The organism is Psychrobacter sp. YGAH215, from assembly GCF_007280595.1.
GTDB lineage: Bacteria > Pseudomonadota > Gammaproteobacteria > Pseudomonadales > Moraxellaceae > Psychrobacter > Psychrobacter faecalis.
This window is the reverse complement of the sequence record NZ_VKLR01000021.1, coordinates 60,390-77,513: the sequence shown is the minus strand read 5'-3', so window position 1 is coordinate 77,513 and position 17,124 is coordinate 60,390. Positions and strand designations below refer to the sequence as shown.

At 44.9% G+C, this 17,124-nt stretch carries 16 protein-coding genes; 8 read left to right on the top strand and 8 right to left on the bottom strand.

From position 1 onward, the window contains the following. Window positions 1-257 precede the first annotated feature (257 nt). The 3 genes from rplU (at window position 258) to lolA (ending at window position 1,955) form a co-directional block, all read left to right on the top strand. Window positions 258-569: a 50S ribosomal protein L21 gene (rplU, locus tag FOR85_RS09590; protein ID WP_144297745.1), complete on the top strand. Its 312-nt coding sequence runs from the start codon at window positions 258-260 to the stop codon at window positions 567-569. 91 nt (window positions 570-660) lie between these two features. After that, on the top strand, window positions 661-918 hold the full coding sequence (gene rpmA / locus FOR85_RS09585) for a 50S ribosomal protein L27 (protein WP_055123782.1): 258 nt from the start codon (window positions 661-663) through the stop codon (window positions 916-918). A 350-nt stretch (window positions 919-1,268) separates the two neighbouring features. Beyond that, complete coding sequence (lolA, locus tag FOR85_RS09580; protein ID WP_144297744.1) at window positions 1,269-1,955, top strand: outer membrane lipoprotein chaperone LolA; 687 nt, start codon at window positions 1,269-1,271, stop codon at window positions 1,953-1,955. Window positions 1,956-2,074: 119 nt separating this feature from the next. On the opposite strand, the gene scpB is transcribed toward lolA, so the two are convergent. The 8 genes from scpB to mrdA all read right to left on the bottom strand — a co-directional run bounded on the left by scpB (window position 2,075) and on the right by mrdA (window position 10,140). Then, the gene (scpB, locus tag FOR85_RS09575; protein WP_144297743.1) at window positions 2,075-2,620 is read right to left on the bottom strand and encodes an SMC-Scp complex subunit ScpB; all 546 of its coding nucleotides are present in this window, start codon (window positions 2,618-2,620) and stop codon (window positions 2,075-2,077) included. Window positions 2,621-2,644: 24 nt separating this feature from the next. Continuing rightward, complete coding sequence (locus FOR85_RS09570; protein WP_144297759.1) at window positions 2,645-3,493, bottom strand: ScpA family protein; 849 nt, start codon at window positions 3,491-3,493, stop codon at window positions 2,645-2,647. Between the two features lie 126 nt (window positions 3,494-3,619). After that, the gene (locus tag FOR85_RS09565; RefSeq protein ID WP_144297742.1) at window positions 3,620-4,699 is read right to left on the bottom strand and encodes a tryptophan--tRNA ligase; all 1,080 of its coding nucleotides are present in this window, start codon (window positions 4,697-4,699) and stop codon (window positions 3,620-3,622) included. A gap of 164 nt (window positions 4,700-4,863) precedes the next feature. Beyond that, a complete protein-coding gene (locus tag FOR85_RS09560; protein WP_144297741.1) occupies window positions 4,864-5,967 on the bottom strand; it encodes a lysophospholipid acyltransferase family protein in 1,104 nt (367 codons plus the stop codon). A gap of 416 nt (window positions 5,968-6,383) precedes the next feature. Beyond that, window positions 6,384-6,770: a 30S ribosomal protein S9 gene (gene rpsI / locus FOR85_RS09555; protein WP_068407462.1), complete on the bottom strand. Its 387-nt coding sequence runs from the start codon at window positions 6,768-6,770 to the stop codon at window positions 6,384-6,386. Between the two features lie 10 nt (window positions 6,771-6,780). Further along, window positions 6,781-7,209 carry a 50S ribosomal protein L13 gene (rplM, locus tag FOR85_RS09550; RefSeq protein WP_068407459.1) on the bottom strand — a complete coding sequence of 143 codons (429 nt, stop codon included), beginning with the start codon at window positions 7,207-7,209 and terminating at the stop codon, window positions 6,781-6,783. Window positions 7,210-7,420: 211 nt separating this feature from the next. Further along, complete coding sequence (rsmD, locus tag FOR85_RS09545) at window positions 7,421-8,107, bottom strand: 16S rRNA (guanine(966)-N(2))-methyltransferase RsmD (RefSeq protein ID WP_144297740.1); 687 nt, start codon at window positions 8,105-8,107, stop codon at window positions 7,421-7,423. A 50-nt stretch (window positions 8,108-8,157) separates the two neighbouring features. Next, window positions 8,158-10,140, bottom strand: coding sequence for a penicillin-binding protein 2 (gene mrdA / locus FOR85_RS09540; protein ID WP_144297739.1), 1,983 nt, complete (start codon window positions 10,138-10,140; stop codon window positions 8,158-8,160). 592 nt (window positions 10,141-10,732) lie between these two features. Here mrdA and FOR85_RS09535 point away from each other — a divergent pair. The 5 genes from FOR85_RS09535 (at window position 10,733) to ccmI (ending at window position 16,896) form a co-directional block, all read left to right on the top strand. Beyond that, complete coding sequence (locus FOR85_RS09535; RefSeq protein ID WP_144297738.1) at window positions 10,733-12,067, top strand: hypothetical protein; 1,335 nt, start codon at window positions 10,733-10,735, stop codon at window positions 12,065-12,067. A gap of 249 nt (window positions 12,068-12,316) precedes the next feature. After that, window positions 12,317-14,326 (top strand): heme lyase CcmF/NrfE family subunit, encoded by a 2,010-nt coding sequence (locus tag FOR85_RS09530; RefSeq protein ID WP_144297737.1) that lies wholly within the window; start codon window positions 12,317-12,319, stop codon window positions 14,324-14,326. A gap of 1 nt (window position 14,327) precedes the next feature. After that, entirely contained in the window at window positions 14,328-14,978 is a 651-nt protein-coding gene (locus FOR85_RS09525; RefSeq protein ID WP_144297736.1) for a DsbE family thiol:disulfide interchange protein, read from the top strand. Between the two features lie 104 nt (window positions 14,979-15,082). Then, the gene (locus tag FOR85_RS09520; RefSeq protein WP_373681952.1) at window positions 15,083-15,619 is read left to right on the top strand and encodes a cytochrome c-type biogenesis protein; all 537 of its coding nucleotides are present in this window, start codon (window positions 15,083-15,085) and stop codon (window positions 15,617-15,619) included. Beyond that, window positions 15,616-16,896, top strand: a complete 1,281-nt coding sequence (gene ccmI / locus FOR85_RS09515; protein ID WP_144297735.1) for a c-type cytochrome biogenesis protein CcmI — start codon at window positions 15,616-15,618, stop codon at window positions 16,894-16,896. The genes FOR85_RS09520 and ccmI overlap by 4 nt, the downstream gene beginning before the upstream one ends. The last annotated feature ends 228 nt before the right edge of the window (window positions 16,897-17,124 follow it).

Below are 17,124 nucleotides of genomic sequence, written 5' to 3'. Positions count from 1 at the left end.
TTGATATAGTATATCTACATAGAGCGGTTTATCTTAACATCGGTAGTCACTACCTTTGTCAGTGAAATCTATCGCTTTTTTAGAGACTTATATCAATCGCTATGATTGTTATTACCACCTTGCAAAAACAAGAGGCGCGGCTTGCTTTTATGAGCAAAAAGCCGTAAAATCTTGCCTTTAATTTTTCCCTGTCGTGTTCGTTATTGAAGCGTTGATATAACATCAGCCACGGCACACGGGTTAAACGGAGTCAGACAATGTACGCAGTAATCAAAACTGGTGGTAAACAGCACCGTGTTGTGGTCGATGAGCTTTTAAAAGTTGAATTACTAAAAGCAGAAAAAGGCGAAACAATCAAATTTGAAGACGTATTGATGGTTGTTGACGGTGAAACTGTCAAAATCGGTCAGCCTGTCGTTGAAGGCGCTAGCGTAGAAGTTGAAGTGGTTGAGCATGGTCGCGGCGAAAAAATCCGTATCATCAAGCACAACCGTCGTAAGCATTATCACAAAGAGCAAGGTCACCGCCAATGGTATACCTTGTTAAAAATCAAAGCGATTAATGCCTAATTATTCACTTAGCAATGACTGCTAAATAGCGCACTAAATGCTTAAGAGTTGTCGCATTAGCGATAAGTCACATTAACAAGGAGATTTTCTCATGGCACATAAAAAAGCTGCCGGTTCAAGCCGTAACGGTCGTGATTCAAACCCAAAAATGCTAGGCGTTAAAATCTTTGGTGGCCAAGCTATCACAGCTGGTAACATCATCGTACGTCAACGTGGTACAGAATTCCACGCAGGCGAAGGCGTTGGCATGGGTCGTGACCATACTTTATTTGCACTAAATGACGGTGTGGTAAAGTTTGCGACCAAAGGTAAATTCAACCGCCGTTATGTTATGGTTGAAAGCGCATAGTTGCCGATCTAGATTATTTAGTTATTAACTAACATAATCCGATGACTAAAAAAGCCCTTATTACCCTTTGGTAGTAAGGGCTTTTTTATGGCGCTCATTTACATGAAAAACAGCTAAAGCAAAGAATAAACAACGCTATATGCCGTGTAACGCTGTCGGTTACAAGCGCGTATGGCAACGGTAGTAATGATTGCAAATCATGACTAGGCGCGTAATAAAAAAACTGGCACACTGTCTGCATTGTTTACTGACGTCGTTTTTTTGGCGCGAGATAAGCACTTATTGAAAACAAAAATTTTAATTAAAACGTTTTATCTTTATGCAACTTTGCATTTAAAAGAGGATTTATAATGACTGTATTATCAAAAAAAACCACTTTAAAACAAAAATTGATGGGCGGCGCTTTAACGGGCGTATTGATGACATCGCTTGGAGTGGCAGCGCCGATGGTGGCATTGACCCAAACGGCAAGCGCTGCTCCTGCGGATAATTTAACGGCCGCTAAACGTTTAAATAAGCTGTTAAGCAACACCAAAAGCATGACCGCTAATTTTAGCCAAACCACCAAAGGCGCGAATAGCGGTACTTTTAGTGGTACCATGAGCGTCCAGCGTCCAAATAACTTCCGCTGGGAAACCAAATCACCGTCAGAACAGCTCATTGTGGCGAATGGTAGCTCAATGTGGATTTATGACAAAGATTTGGAACAAGCGACAAAGCAAAATGTCGATAGCCAAGTAGGTAACACGCCAGCGTTATTGTTATCGGGTGATCCAAGTAAGATTGATAAAAACTTTAAAATCACCCAGCCTTATGCCAATAAAAACTACTATGTGCTCTATCCAAAATCAGATAGCGCCAGCTTTAAGAGCTTATCGATGAGTTTTAGCGGCGGCAAACCTGTGATGATGGTGCTGAATGATACGCTAGGACAAACCACGACGATTAAGTTTAGCGGTATTAAAATGAACCCAAGTATCAATAGCAGTCAGTTTAAATTCACGCCGCCAAAGGGCGTTGATATTATTAATCAATAATTCTTTTACTGATTGAGCCTATAAAAAAAGGACACGCTTATAAAGCCTGTCCTTTTTTATTGCTATAAGTCCAAGATATACAGATTTTACTTTAATCGATAAGAAATAACGACTTGCTACTAAGACAAAGCTTTGATGGCTTCCATATCGGGCAGTGGCGGTAGCTCATCTAAACTGGTTAATCCAAACGCATCTAAAAATTGCGCTGTGGTATGTAGCAGTGCAGGGCGCCCCAAAGTTTCTTTATAACCTTTCTCTTCAACCCAGCCTTTATCAAACAGTTGACGCAAGATATTACTTGATAGCGTCACACCGCGCACGTGCTCGATATCACTACGGGTCACAGGCTGCTTATAGGCGATGACACTTAAGGTTTCAAGCAGGGCTTGGCTCAGGCGCTCTTGACGCTGAGGAAAGACACGCTGGATTAATGCACTATAGTCGTCGGCGATCTGCAGTCGATAGCCGCTAGCAGTTTCGTGTAAGGTCAGCACACCAGTATCTAAACGTTGTTGTAGTAGGTCTAATGCTTGCGTAAGCTCTTTAGTGTTTAATGACAGATATTTTTTTAAAATACTGGCAGTCAGGGGTGCTTCTGAAGCGTGCAGGAGTACTTCGATATGCTTGCTGATTTCTTCTAAATCTTGATTTTGCTTATCTGTCATTGCACGTATTCTCTGTTAAAACCATTAAGCTAGCCACTGTAACGTTAATTGTCCTATATGGCGGTCTACAGCAGACTGATTGTCAGCAGCTGGTTGGAGCTCTGAATGATTATTTACGACACCAACCAACTGCCGTTTCATCAGCTCAAGTACGGCGACAAAACTGACTACGACGCCTATCTTACCTTGGGATTTATCCAGTAGTTCATAAAACGAGCGCGCACCATCCGTGCTTAGTTGTCTGCTAATACTAGCGATACGATCAGAAAGAGGCACTGCATCAACTTTGATATTATGCATTTGATAGTCGGGCTGTAGCTGCATTTTAAATAAGCTATCAATCAAAAGGTTTGGCGAATAATTGGGCAGTTCGGCATTCATAACGTCTTGACTTGGCACACTGACCATCGCCAAAAATACATCGCGCTCAAGACGCACCAGATTGTCCAAACGTTGACTGGCCACTTTGATTTGCGCATATTCTTCAAGGCGTTCAATCAGCTCAGCTTTTGGGTCGCGCTCATCGCTTGGCGTTTCAGGCCTTGGTAGTAGCAGCTCGGTCTTAATGGCAATCAAGGTCGACGCCATCAGCAGATAGTCACCGGCCAATTCAAAATGTTCGGTATCCAGCTCACCGATATAAGCCAAATACTGCTCAGTAATCGGCAATATCGGCATTTGGGTGAGATCGACATTATTCTTTTTGACCAGATATAATAAAAAATCTAAGGGTCCAGCAAATTGCTCAAGCCAAATGGCAAAGGCTTGCGGTGGTACATAGAGATCTTCTGGTAGATGCTGCACTGGCGTCTGATAAATACGCAGCGCCATATCATTATTGATTGAAATACGATGTTTGCCATTGTTATCCATAAACTTAGCGTTTTCATGCGCGCTTACGGAAAACGCGGCTTTTGGTAAAGTCGCTGTTTCATTTTTCAATACTGTCTGCACCTTTAGCATCCGCCCTGATTACTGTGAGTAAAAGCAATCAAAGACTTACTTAAGCTTAGCAAGGGGGCGAATACCAATAGCGCGGCGCGTTTTATCGAGCTGTTTACGGCTATGGCGACGGGCTTTTTCTGCGCCCATTTGTAAGATTTCTTCTAGCTCTTTTGGATTGGCCATCAGTTCCTCATAACGAGCACGGAATGGGGCAATCTCGCTATTGATTTTATCAAACAATGCTTGCTTAGCATCGCCCCAGCCAATACCAGCTGCATATTGATCACGCATATCAATAATCTCTGCAGGCGTTGCAAAGGCTTTATAAATCTCAAAAAGGGCAGAATCATCAGGGTCTTTCGGTTCAGCAGGCAGTTGTGAGTTGGTGACAATCTTCATGATGGCTTTATGCATTTGCTTTTCAGGACTGACTTGTGGATTAGGGTCACCGAATAGAGGAATGGTGTTGCCATAGCTCTTACTCATTTTGCGACCATCAAGTCCTGTCAATAGCGGGATATCTTCATCAACAACCGCTGATGGTAGCGTAAAGAGAGGTTTATAACGATGGTTAAATGTACCAGCGATATCACGTGCCATCTCGATATGTTGTACTTGGTCACGACCGACGGGTACATGAGTCGCATTGAACATCAAGATATCGGCCGCCATCAGCACTGGATAGCCAAATAGACCCATATTAATACCTTGATCTGGATCAACGTCGGCTTTTTCGGTATTGATATCGACAGCCGCTTTATAAGCGTGCGCGCGGTTCATCAGCCCTTTGGCGCATGAGCAATTTAAAATCCATGCAAGCTCTGGAATCTCTGGCACATCAGATTGACGATAAAAGGTCACACGTTCAGGGTCAAGACCACAGGCAATCCATGTCGCGGCAATGATTTTGGTCGATTCATGAATGACAGCAGGGTCATAACAGCCGATAATGCCATGATAATCGGCCAAAAAGAAAAAAGCCTCATCATCACTGTCTTGAATCGATTGAATGGCCGGGCGAATGGCGCCAACGTAGTTACCCAAATGCGGAATGCCCGTCGGTTTGATACCGGTTAGGATACGTTTACTTTCTTGTTTAGAACTGTCTACAGCTGCGTCAGTTTGAGTGCTCATGAAAAATCCGTTATTTTATTTCTCACATCGTTATTTATGCAGGTGAGTTATTGATATGAGTGAGTTATTAAAATAGATAAGTTATCGAGGTAAATAATAGGGCTGATAAAATACCAGCTGCAAAGTATAGCAAATTTCGCAGCTGTTTTTTGGGGAATCAAAACCTACTTATAAATATCGGTACGTCCGTTAGGGCCGTTTTTAAAGCGACGATGAAACCACATCCACTGGGTGGGATCGATACGAATCAACCCTTCTAGCACCTCGTTAACGCGGGTCGCGTCGGCAACCTCGTCATCGCTCGGATAGTTCTCTAGCTCTGGCGTAATGGTCAGATGATAATGCGGACGTTTGCCCTTTGGTAGGTTATCAGGCGTTTGCCGATAAGTATGCAGGGCCATGATTGCCGGTGGGTTTTGCTTGTCACCCAATTTTGCCATCCGCCGAGAAGCGGTAATAGTAGCAGCGGGCACACCAAAGAACGGCGCCATGACACCTTGCTTGAGACCATAATCTTGGTCAGGTGAATACCAAATCACGTGCTTAGCTTTAATAGAATTAACAAGACTACGCATGTCACGGCTGGCAATCTGCTTGCCAAAAATCTTAGTACGTCCGTTATAAATGAACCAATCAAGAAGCGGATTGTTTTGCGGGCGGTACATACAATCGGTGGCAAAAAACTGCGTGCATAGCATGCCGCCAAGATCGAGCATCGTATAATGGGCCCCAAGTAAAATCACAGGTCGACCTTGGTTTTGGGCATTCACTAGGTGCTGTAAGCCCGAGATAGACACCGTACGGGTAAAAATATTGGGACGATACCAAGCGCACAAAGTTTCAAACACACCGATACCTTGATTGACAAACACTTGCTTTGCCATCAGTTCGCGCTCTGCTTCAGGCTTTTCTGGGAAAGCCAATCTTAAATTAATTAAGGTATCACGTCTGCGCGAGCCGACTAGTTTATAGATTGAAATACCCAGTTTACGACCCAACCAAAACTGCCAACGCAGCGGCAGATATATCATCGGCATGATAATTGCCAATAACAGCCAGATGCCCCAATATTGCGGCAATAAAAACTGCCACTGAAAGGGTTTCTTTTCTGCTTGCGCCGTTTGTTTATGCGTTTGCGTAATTGTAGGCATGCCAGCAGGAATGGCGGGCGACTTAACCATTTCACTCTGTTTATTATGCTTACCTGTAGGCGGCGGCATATCCGTTTTTGATGGGTTACTAGGATCGTATTGTTCGGGGGCTTTCATAATGAGCACAGTGTAATAAAAGTTATTATTATGATGGGGGAGCATGGCTAAGTTTGCAAGCAGGTTTTAATAAACTAACGACAACGAGAGCTAAGGACTTTTCAACTATTAAGCATTTAAACAATATAGTCAAAATATCCTAAAAACACTGCGGTACTGCTGATATCAATTTTTTGTAGCCTCTGTCTGCGCAGGCACAGCAAGCAAGAAAAATGGATATCAGCAGTGCGTGATGTATCGGTATTACTTTTCACTCACTATAGAGTTAAAACAGCAGCGCTAAAAAATAGCCATAAAAAAACCTTATAAACTGAGACCAGCTTATAAGGTTTTGCAAATCTACTCTTTTGCTTAATACTGCTGCAGCGACTCTGAGAAAAAGAAGGCAGTGGTAAAAAGAGAAGAGATAGCTTTGATTAACGTTTTGAGAATTGTGGACGTTTACGTGCTTTACGTAGACCCAATTTCTTACGTTCAACTTGACGTGAGTCACGAGTAACAAAGCCAGCTGCTTTTAGAGCAGGTTTGTTGGCTTCGTCAAGCTCAATCAATGCACGCGTGATGCCGTGACGGATTGCGCCCGCTTGACCACTGATACCGCCACCTTTTACAGTGATGTATAGGTCATAAGCAGTAGGTGATTCAAGTAGTTCTAAAGGCTGACGAACAACCATGCGCGATGTTTCGCGGCTGAAGTACTCATCAAGTGGTTTGCCGTTAACAACGATGCTACCAGTACCTTTCGCTAAAAAGACACGAGCAGTAGAAGTTTTGCGACGACCAGTTCCGTAATTGCGTTCCATAAGTATATCCTTAGATGTCTAGTTCTTTAGGTTGCTGAGCTTCATGTGGATGTTCTGTACCCGCATATAGTTTCAGCTTTTTGATCATCGCGTAGCCAAGAGGACCTTTTGGAAGCATACCCTTAACCGCTTTATGTAGAACATCTTCAGGCTTATGTGCAATCAGCTTGGTGAAGTTGGTTTCTTTAATACCACCTGGGTAACCACTGTGACGATAGTACTTTTTGTCTTGCGCTTTTTTGCCCGTTACCGCGATTTTTTCTGCGTTGATAACAACGATAAAATCACCAGTATCTACGTGCGGCGTGTAACAAGTCTTGTGCTTGCCACGTAAGCGACTAGCGATTTCAGTAGCTAAGCGACCAAGGGTTTTGCCGTCAGCATCTACGACATACCAGTCATGGGTCACTTCAGCTGGTTTTGCACTAAGTGTTTTCATGATAAAACCTTAAAATTAGAATTCGTTGAGAGTTTAGCTGGGAACGGGGCTCTCAAAAAACAGACTGCACATTATAAGCAGTAGCGCCTACGCTTGCAAGCTGCATTGGGGTTTATTTTCGCCTTATATACATTAAACTGCAGCGTTGGCCAGTTTTTTAGCGGTTTTAAACATTTTCAAAATTTGTTAATGGCTTTTATTAACCTGACAATTATGACGCTGAAAGCTGATAAAGTCCAGCGACAACTTGCCCAACTTTGGTCTGTTTTAGGCATTCAAAACGTATTAGGCTTTGCGCTATATCTGCTAGCGGCTCAGCGCTTTCGTTGATACTTGCTACCAATTGGTCCAGTTGCAGGGTTAAATCTTTATCCGCCTCTAAATAAATCAGCGTTTCTGTGTTGATTAAAGACTGTTTAATAAGTGTTGTCAAAATCGGCTGCCATAAATCTTGCGCATACGGCGGGTCGATAAAGACGATATCAAAATGCCGCTGTATCGTTTGGTTTTGCGTCAGTACCTGCTCGGCGGTGCCTTGAATAATCTGATAGTTACTGGCATCTAAGCGTAATTGCTCGGCACTTTGGCGCAGCATAGTGACTTGCGCTGAACTTACTTCAATAAAGGTTGTATGAGCCGCGCCACGTGATAAGGCTTCAAAGCCTAAAACGCCGCTACCAGCGCAGCTATCAAGTACTTTGGCGTCATGAATATCGGCAATCAACCAATTAAACAAGGTCTCGCGCAGGCGGTCAGGAGTCGGGCGCAAACCTTCGGCATCGATAAAGCTGACGATACGGCGTTTATACTGCCCGCCGATGATACGTACGTCGCCCGCTACTGCGTTTTTTGCTTTATGATTTTTCTTTTGTTCGCGACCATTTGAGAGTTTCTTCATAGTGTCTCTTATCTACAGCTTTTTATTCGGTGCATTTCGTTTTATATATTTTATTCAGATGTGGCTGCGTTCTCGGCACCTTGCGCCTCGGCTTTTTCCGCTAGCGCTTGCTCTTTATCACGTAAGGCGTCGCGCATTGCCTTTTCAAAAGCCTTTTGGCGTTTGATGGCCCTTAGCTCATCGGCAGTTGGCGGCAAAATAGGGTCGGTTTTACGCTGTAGCATCCAATAATCAAATAAGGCGCGACCAATAGGCGCTGCAACGGCACTACCGCCGCCGCCATTTTCGACCAGTACTGAAAGGGCGATTTCTGGCTCTTCTACAGGCGCGAAACCATTAAACCAAGCATGATCCCAGTGACGTTTATCGAGTGCCGCTTTATTATAGCTTTTACCTTGAGCGATAGATTTGACCTGCGCCGTTCCGGTTTTACCAGCGATGCGATAGCGCGGTGTATAAATGCCACGCGCTGTACCTGCCTTAACCGTTTGTTCCATCGCATCGTGCATACGCGTCCAATCTGACGGTTTGCCATTGTAGTCAATTTTGCCATCAGGCTTGCTAATCACGTTAACGGCCGCCGCGCCATCGCTGCTTTTTAATAAATGCGGGGTGATGTGATAACCCTTGTTGGCGGTCATGGCGGTGGCATTGGCAATCTGTAATGGCGTGGCTAAAAAATACCCTTGGCCGATACTGACAGAGATGGTTTCACCTGGTAACCAACCTTTATCATAGGTGTCTTTTTTCCATTTTGGTGACGGCATAACGCCTGATTTTTCATTGGGTAAGTCAATACCGGTCTGCTCACCAAAACCAAAGCGCACCATCCAGTCATGAAGGCGCTGAATCCCCATCTCATACGCCAATTTATAATAATAGGTATCGACCGACATCATGATGGATTTCTTTAAATCTACCGTGCCGTGACCACCGCGTTTCCAGTCGCGAAAACGGTGACTGTCGCCTGGCAAGCTAAAATACCCTGGGTCATAGATAGAGGTCTCCCACTCCCGTAGGCCATAATGCAGCGCGCCCAAGCCTTCAAAGGGCTTGATGGTAGAGGCAGGGGGATACATGCCCTGCAGCGCACGGTTGTACAGCGGCTGATCGATATCGTCGCGCAGGTCGCCATAATCTTTAAAGGAGATACCAGAGATAAAGGGATTGGGATCGTAGCTTGGGTTACTCACAAACGCCAGTACGTCGCCTGTTTTGGGGTCAATAGCCACAATGGCACCGCGGCGGCCATCTAGCTGCTGCTGGGCGACTTTTTGTAGGCCATAATCTAAGCTCAAAGTGATGTCGTTGCCCGCGATCGGTGGTTTGGTGTCTAGTTGGCGGATGATATTGCCGTGTGCGTCGGTCTCAACCGATTGATAGCCTGGCTGCCCTAAGAGGATATCTTCATAATAATCTTCGATACCGATTTTACCAATAAGATCAGTACCTGCGTAGCGATCCTTATTAATTTGCTTGGATTCTTTATCGTTAATACGTCCGACATAGCCAATCACATGGGCAAATAGCTCATCGTAAGGGTACGAGCGCGTGAGTTTACTCTGAATACTGATACCACGAAAAAAAGGCTGACGTTCACTAAACTGCGCCAATTGCGCTTCGGTCAAATCAATTTTGATGGTCACCGGGTCATTTTTGGTTTTGCTAACGCGGGCCAAAATATCGGTAATGTCTTTTTCGGTAAGATCAAAAATGGGCGCGAGCAGATTTAGCGTGCGCTCTGGATCTTCGACTTCGTCTGGGCTAAGCATAGCGGTAAATACCGGCTGATTGTCAGCGAGAATCACGCCATTACGATCGTAAATATAACCGCGACTGGGCGGCGCAGAGATGAGCTTAATGCGATTGTTATCGGCTTGGGTAGTGTACTTATCATGAGCATACACTTGCAGATAACCGTAACGCACGATCAATCCCAACAAGCCCACAAACATGAATAGCCCGAGGATAATAATACGGCTGGTAAAAATACGATTGACCTGTTCGGTATCGGACGCGAGCGGTTTGTTCATATAAAGTCAGTACCCAGACGATCAGTAAAACGGTCGTTGATAAAGTGATGATTGATTAAGCACAGATAAATAAAGCCAAGAAAGATACAGTCATTTCTTTGTTTATCTAAAGCGGGGTGAGCATAAAGGATAAGACAAAGTATTTCAATAACATAGCGCGATGATTTATCAATAAAAAGGTCAAATAATTTACTTGCCGTATTCAGCTAGCCAGTAGTATTAAGCAACCGTAAATTATAACAGAACAAAAACTTGGGCGCAGTAAGCAGTCGTCTATTTTGTGAGGATCGTTATTGCCATGATCGTCATTGTTCTTTAGGTATTTTTAACATCATTAAATGATAGTAAAGGTTTAGGTTGACAAGTAGGGCGCAAAACGTGTCATCGCTAGTCACAACTTGCCAAGGCTTGATATGTGCTAATAAATAGCAAGTATGCTAAAATCAGGCGATTTATTTTAGCCACTTATCGCATCTATAGCGTTATTTAATTCAGTGGTTATTGAGGATAGAGCGTTTTTATTGAGCGTTCTTAATCGACTAAGGGTATTTGCTTAACAACGACCATCATCACCTCAAGGATAATTAGAGTCATGGATGCAAATTCATTGTGGCAGACGATAGCGGAACACCCCGAGTTTTTTGCTATGTTGACCATTCCACCAGTGACCGCATTTGTCACTTGGATACACGTGTGGATGGCACTCAAGATGCTATTTTATCCGATTAAATTTTGGGGTATTCGGATTCCAAACTTTCCATTCTTTGGTTTGCCGGGATTGGGTTGGCAAGGGATCGTGCCACGTAAAGCAGGCAAGATATCGGGCGTGATTGTTGATCAGACGCTCTCAAAGCTGGGTTCGCTCGATGAGTTTTTTCAGGCGATGGAGCCAGAACAGATGGCGGTATTTATCACCGATACGGTCGATGAAAACCTTGATAGTTTGATTGATGAGATTATGCTTGACCATTCGCCAGCGCTGTGGGGCAATCTGCCTTATGCGTTAAAGCGCCGCGTCTATGCTCAAGCGCATCAAGAGTTGCCAAATATCATGCAATCCTTGGTGACCGATTTGACCTATCACGTCGAAGACTTGGTCGATATGCGCAAAATGATTGTCAATAAAATGGAAAGCGACCGGCGTTTGATGGTCAATATGTTTTTAAAAGTGGGGCAAAAAGAAATTGATTTTATCTGGCATATCAGTGCTTTGATTGGCCTTGTATTCGGTATTATCCAAATGTTTATATTTTTGGTGGTACCGCAGCATTGGACGGTACCGTTTTTTGCCGCTATTTGGGGGTTCTTGACCAACTGGATTGCGATTTGGATGGTGTTTAACCCAGTTGAGCCACGTTTTATTCCGTATGTGAAGTTTTTTGCGCTACAAAACCGTTTCCCATTTATTAAGCCGCAACTGCCGCACATTGCTCAGTACCGCTTTCAAGGCGGCTTTATGAAGCGCCAAGAAGAAGTTTCTGAAGTTTTTGCTGAGATTGTGGTCAAAGATTTGGTCACTTTAGAAAACATCATGAATGAGATGATGTATGGTGACCGCGCCGCCGAAACGCGTGAGTTGATGAAATCGCATTTGTATAAAGTGTTAGAATCGCCGGTCATTAGTACCACATTGCGGGTTGGGCTGGGTCGCCGCGAGTTTGGGCAATTGAAAAATACCATTATCGACAAATCCATCGTCGCGACTATGGTGCCACTGCGAGACCCTGAACTTAATGAAAGCCGTGCCAGTAAAATATTTGGGCTGTTTCGCGATCGTATTCGCGCGCTATCCCCTGATGAGTTTCAAAACCTATTGCGTCCCGCTTTTCGCGAAGATGAGATGACGCTAATTATCCTTGGTGGTTTGACAGGTTTCTTGGCAGGTTGGTTGCATTTGGTCTTGGTGTTTTTCCCTGCCATGCAGTGAGAAAGGGTTTTTATGTTCTTTACACACATTACCTACAGAGTGGATACAGAAACGTGACAAGTTGACGCTAATGTACCATGCTGTAAGTCTTCTAAGCTGCAATAGCTGATAGATACAGATGCAGAAAAAAGCATGACAATGGCGGCGTAATGTCTAAAAGTAACGACTATTGACTATTCTCAGACGCATTAAAAATACTGCTTTCTAAAATAAACAATGACCGTATTAAGGTAAACAAGGTTAGACCGTATGTTAATCACAGAATTGGGTTATTTTGCCTTGCTGGCCGCCTTTGTGTTGGCGATTTTGCAGGTAGTATTACCAACCATTGGTGTCATGAACGACCACGTTGCCTGGCAGCGCCTTGCACCGAGTTTAGCGTGGGCGCAGTTTGCGGCCATGATTGTCTCGTTTGGGTCATTGATGGCAGGCTTTTATTTTAATGATTTTAGCTTGGTTTATGTCACCCAGCACTCTAATACCTTGTTGCCTTGGTATTATAAATTGTCGGCGACGTGGGGCGGGCATGAAGGTTCGCTGCTACTATGGATGACCATTATGGCCACTTGGTGTGCCTTGGTCTCTTACTTTAGCCGTGGCTTGCCATTGACCATGCGCGCCCGCGTACTGGTGATATTGGCTGGCGTGCAGGTGATGATGCTGGCGATGTTAATCTTTACCTCATCACCGTTTGATCGCACTTTACCAAATTTACCCGTCGATGGCGCCGATTTAAACCCTCTGCTACAGGATTTTGGTTTGGTTGTCCACCCACCAATGCTGTATATGGGCTATGTGGGTATGGCCGTGCCATTTGCGTTTTGTATGGCGGCATTATGGGAAGGACGTTTGGACGCTGTCTGGACCCGCTGGTCGCGTCCATGGGCACTGGCGGCGTGGGGCTTTTTGACTGTTGGTATCGCCCTTGGTTCTTGGTGGGCTTATTATGAGCTTGGCTGGGGCGGTTGGTGGTTTTGGGATCCAGTAGAGAACGCCTCACTGATGCCTTGGCTTGCAGGCTTAGCTTTGCTGCATTCCTTGGCCGTAACCGAAAAGCGCGGAGTCTTTAAAGCATGGACCATTATGCTGGCCATTTTTGCTTTTGCCTTGAGTCTTTTGGGCACATTCCTTGTGCGCTCAGGCGTTATTACCTCAGTGCATTCGTTCGCTGCCGACCCAACGCGTGGTCTGGTTATTTTGGTCATTCTGGGTATTATCGTCGGTAGCGGACTGTTGATGTTTGCTGTGCGCGGTTGGCGTCTGACGGTTGAAAGTCAGTATCAGCTGATATCGCGTGAATCATTTTTAGTTATTAATAACGTGATTATTTTAATCTCAACCTTAGTCGTTCTGCTTGGTACGCTATATCCTATTATCGCTGACTCCTTTAATTTGGGTCAGGTCTCTGTTGGTCCTCCGTACTTTAATGCGCTCTTTGTACCTTTAGCATGGCTACTGTTAGTAGCAATGGGCATGGGTTCTAACATTCGCTGGAAAAAAGACAGCCGTCCGCTCTTAGGCGCCGGTATGGTCATTGCGTTCAGCAGTTTATTATTAGCAGCGATTATTGCCTACTTTGTTAGCCCGTCTGATATGTTAAATATTGGCGTGACGCTGGCGGTTAGCTTTTGGGTCTTACTTTGGATGGCAGTCGATTTTAAAGACAAAACCAAAAACGCCCCAAGTTTCTTTAAAGGACTAGGTCAGCTACGTTTGAGCTACTGGGGGCAGCAAACTGCTCATATTGGCGTAATCGTCGCCGTCATCGGGGTGGCGTTTACCAGCACCTTGAGTGTCGAGCGCGATGTGGCATTGGGTGAAAATGAAACTATGCACGTACAAGGCTACGACTTTGAGGTCAAAGATTTCCATGAAGTCAGGGGCAGTAACTTTGATGGTATGCAAGCACAGGTTGAGGTGACCAAAGAGGGTCGCGCGGTGACAACTTTGTATCCGGAGAAACGTACTTATATTATTAGTGGTATGCCAATGACCGAGGCGGCAATTGATGCCAGTCTCATGCGTGATGTCTATGTAGCGCTGGGCGAGCCTATCGCAGAAGACAGTAATAAGTGGGCGGTACGTATTTATGTCAAGCCGCTGGTGCGCTGGATATGGCTTGGGGCGATTATCATGGCCTTAGGCGGTCTGCTAAGTATGCTTGATAGCCGTTATCGTTTTAAAAAGGCTAAGGCATCAACGCAAACGGCAGCCAACAAAGCAGGATTTATTACCGAAGCTACAGTAGGGGAGAAGTAACATGAGTCAGTCAAATAATTCTTCCCAAAAAGCGCCTGCAGATAAAAAGACTAAAACTATGAAAAAAAGCCAAATAAAGATATGGTTTTTGATTCCGCTGATTGTGTTTGTTGGTTTTATTATTATGCTGTACCTGCGTTTGGGTCAGCCGACGGATATCGTCACCAATACTGCGCTTGAGCGGCCGGTACCGACATTCGAGCTGCCATTATTATCCGATACAAGCCGTATGATGACCAATGACAATTTGCCCGAACAACCATTTTTGATGAATATTTGGGGCTCGTGGTGTCCAACTTGTATCGTTGAGCATCCTTTTTTAATGCAATTAGAAGAGCGCGGAGTCAATTTGGTTGGTGTTAATTACAAAGATGACATCGGTGATGCGCTAGGATATTTAAATCGTGGCGGCGACCCATTCTCCATGTCTATTCAGGATTTATCTGGGCAGTTTGCTTTAGATTTAGGCTTAACTGGCGCGCCTGAAACCTTTGTGGTTGATGGGCAAGGTATTATTCGTCAGCATATTGTTGGTGAGATTAATGAAAGCAACTGGCAAAGCCGCATCATGCCCTGTTTGATGGTGCTCAATGAAGCGGATAAGAAAAATGTCAGTCCCGATCCTAGTCAGGTTCAGGAGGTGTGTAAATGAACGCCATATCTTTAAAGGCACATTCATCAAAAAACATGTCATCAAAAAGCCTGTCAGCACAAAGCATAAAACCAGCAAATTTTATAATAAAGTTAGCCAGCTTAATGCTTGCGTGCTTGCTGAGTTTTATCCTCAGTTTCAATGCGCATGCTGCCATTGACGTTTATGACTTCGATTCGCCGCAGCAAGAAGCGCAGTATCGCGGACTTATCGAGGAGCTGCGTTGCCCAAAATGCCAAAACCAAAATTTGGCAGGTTCTGATGCGCCCATTGCGCAAGATTTAAAGCAAAAAACGTACGACATGATTAAAGAGGGTCGTAGTGATGCGGAAATACGCGCATATATGCAAGAGCGTTATGGCGACTTTATTACTTACAAGCCGCCTGTGCGCCCATCGACCTGGATACTGTGGTTTTTTCCGCCATTATTATTGATTGTGCTAATCATTGGCTGGTTTTGGCAAAGTAAACGTAGTCAGCGCGTGGCGCGCGGTGAAAGTGCGGTTAATGTAGACAGCGCCGCAGCGTTATCGGCGGCAGAAAAAGCGGAGCTTGATCGTTTATTGTCTCGTAGCAATAGCAATAGCAATAGCAATGCTAAAAGCGAAGCTGTTATCACCAGTACAGAGGACAAAAAATGACCCTATTTTCTACTTTTGGCTTATTTATTGCCCTAAGCTTGTTTATTGCGCTGCTACTGGCTGTTATCGCTATCATGCCATGGCTACGCGCCTCACGCTTGCGCGACAAGCCTGTTGACAACCAACTGCTAGACATCAACGTTGCCGTATTCCGTGAGCGTCTAACAGAGCTGCAAACCGATAAAGACAGCGGCACCATTGATGACGTCCATTACCGCAATCAAAAGCTCGAGCTTGAGCGCCAATTACTGGACGCGCAGCGCACAGTCACACCCATGGTAGCGCCAAGTTTCAAAAGTCGTTTGATTATCATGATATGGGTGCCGGTATTGGCAGGATTGGCCTATTTCTTAATCAGTGACCGTACGTCAGTATTTGATTTATGGGCGGCTGAAGATAAAGTCGGACAAGTAGCAGATGACCTATTGACGGGTAAAATCGATCAGCCGCCTGCTTGGGCGATTGAAGATGGTACGCAGCTAATTAGTGCTATGCAGACCAACGTCTATCGTCATGCTGATGACCCTGATCGCTGGATGCGTCTGTCTGAGCTGTTTTTATCATTAGAAGCAACCGACTCAGCGCTTGAAGCCTTATCGCGTGCTTATCGTTTGTCGCCAGGCAATGAAGAGATTGCCACCACTTATGCGCAAATCAGTTTTTTTGCCAATAAAGGCCAGCTCGATGCCAATAGCCGCCGCGTCTTACAAGACGTACTAGCAAAAAATCCAAAGCACGAAGGCGCTCAAATGCTGATGGCAATGGGCGAGGCGCGTGGCAATAACTTTGAGCAGGCACAAGGCTGGATTAAGCGTTTGCGCGCCAGTATTGCTGCCAAACCGGGCGACCATAGCCAGGCGCTGGCAAGCCTTGATGAATTGAGTGCCAACGTCAGCGCGCAGCAGCAGCAGGCATCTGAGGGCGTTGAGGTCACCGTCTCTATTAATGCAAGTTTACTACCATTAGTAAAAGCAGACGATGTGTTGTTTGTCGCTATTCGTGATGTCAAAGGTGGGCCACCGTTCGCTGCCAAGCGTTTACCGATTAGCGTCATTAAACAAGGAGAGGCGACTATTAGTCTAAGTGATTTAGACGCCATGATGCCTGAACGTACGCTTGCGTCTGCTCGCGGTGATAAAGTCCAGCTTGCTGTCATTGCGCGTATTAGCCATAGCGGGACCGCCGATGCTGAATCCGGTGATTTAACCGGCAATCCTGTGGTGATTAGCGCCGACCAAAATCAGGTCAATGTGGCGATTAATCAACAAGTTCCTTGATAGATATATTGTAAAAATTGAATACTTAGTAAATGTGTGCCGTCATACTTTTGGCGGCGCATAACCCGCACAATCTTATCTCATGAACAGATAAGTCATCGTAACTTGCCGCATCAAGACTAAAAATACTTGAGCTTTTGAAAGCCACAAGGTAAGGTAAGCTCTGCAACCCACCAATCCCTAAGTTTTATTAGTCCCAAAATCCTATCTATTAAGGAGAGTCGTATA

Coding starts and splice junctions, on each gene's coding strand:
- rsmD (WP_144297740.1), bottom strand. CDS start 8,107: ATGAAGAAACTCTCAAATGGTCGCGAACAAAAGAAAAATCATAAAGCA.
- ccmI (WP_144297735.1), top strand. CDS start 15,616: ATGACCCTATTTTCTACTTTTGGCTTATTTATTGCCCTAAGCTTGTTT.
- lolA (WP_144297744.1), top strand. CDS start 1,269: ATGACTGTATTATCAAAAAAAACCACTTTAAAACAAAAATTGATGGGC.
- rpmA (WP_055123782.1), top strand. CDS start 661: ATGGCACATAAAAAAGCTGCCGGTTCAAGCCGTAACGGTCGTGATTCA.
- FOR85_RS09560 (WP_144297741.1), bottom strand. CDS start 5,967: ATGAAAGCCCCCGAACAATACGATCCTAGTAACCCATCAAAAACGGAT.
- FOR85_RS09530 (WP_144297737.1), top strand. CDS start 12,317: ATGTTAATCACAGAATTGGGTTATTTTGCCTTGCTGGCCGCCTTTGTG.
- rpsI (WP_068407462.1), bottom strand. CDS start 6,770: ATGGAACGCAATTACGGAACTGGTCGTCGCAAAACTTCTACTGCTCGT.
- mrdA (WP_144297739.1), bottom strand. CDS start 10,140: ATGAACAAACCGCTCGCGTCCGATACCGAACAGGTCAATCGTATTTTT.
- scpB (WP_144297743.1), bottom strand. CDS start 2,620: ATGACAGATAAGCAAAATCAAGATTTAGAAGAAATCAGCAAGCATATC.
- rplM (WP_068407459.1), bottom strand. CDS start 7,209: ATGAAAACACTTAGTGCAAAACCAGCTGAAGTGACCCATGACTGGTAT.
- FOR85_RS09525 (WP_144297736.1), top strand. CDS start 14,328: ATGAGTCAGTCAAATAATTCTTCCCAAAAAGCGCCTGCAGATAAAAAG.
- FOR85_RS09520 (WP_373681952.1), top strand. CDS start 15,083: ATGCTTGCGTGCTTGCTGAGTTTTATCCTCAGTTTCAATGCGCATGCT.
- rplU (WP_144297745.1), top strand. CDS start 258: ATGTACGCAGTAATCAAAACTGGTGGTAAACAGCACCGTGTTGTGGTC.
- FOR85_RS09565 (WP_144297742.1), bottom strand. CDS start 4,699: ATGAGCACTCAAACTGACGCAGCTGTAGACAGTTCTAAACAAGAAAGT.
- FOR85_RS09535 (WP_144297738.1), top strand. CDS start 10,733: ATGGATGCAAATTCATTGTGGCAGACGATAGCGGAACACCCCGAGTTT.
- FOR85_RS09570 (WP_144297759.1), bottom strand. CDS start 3,493: ATGGATAACAATGGCAAACATCGTATTTCAATCAATAATGATATGGCG.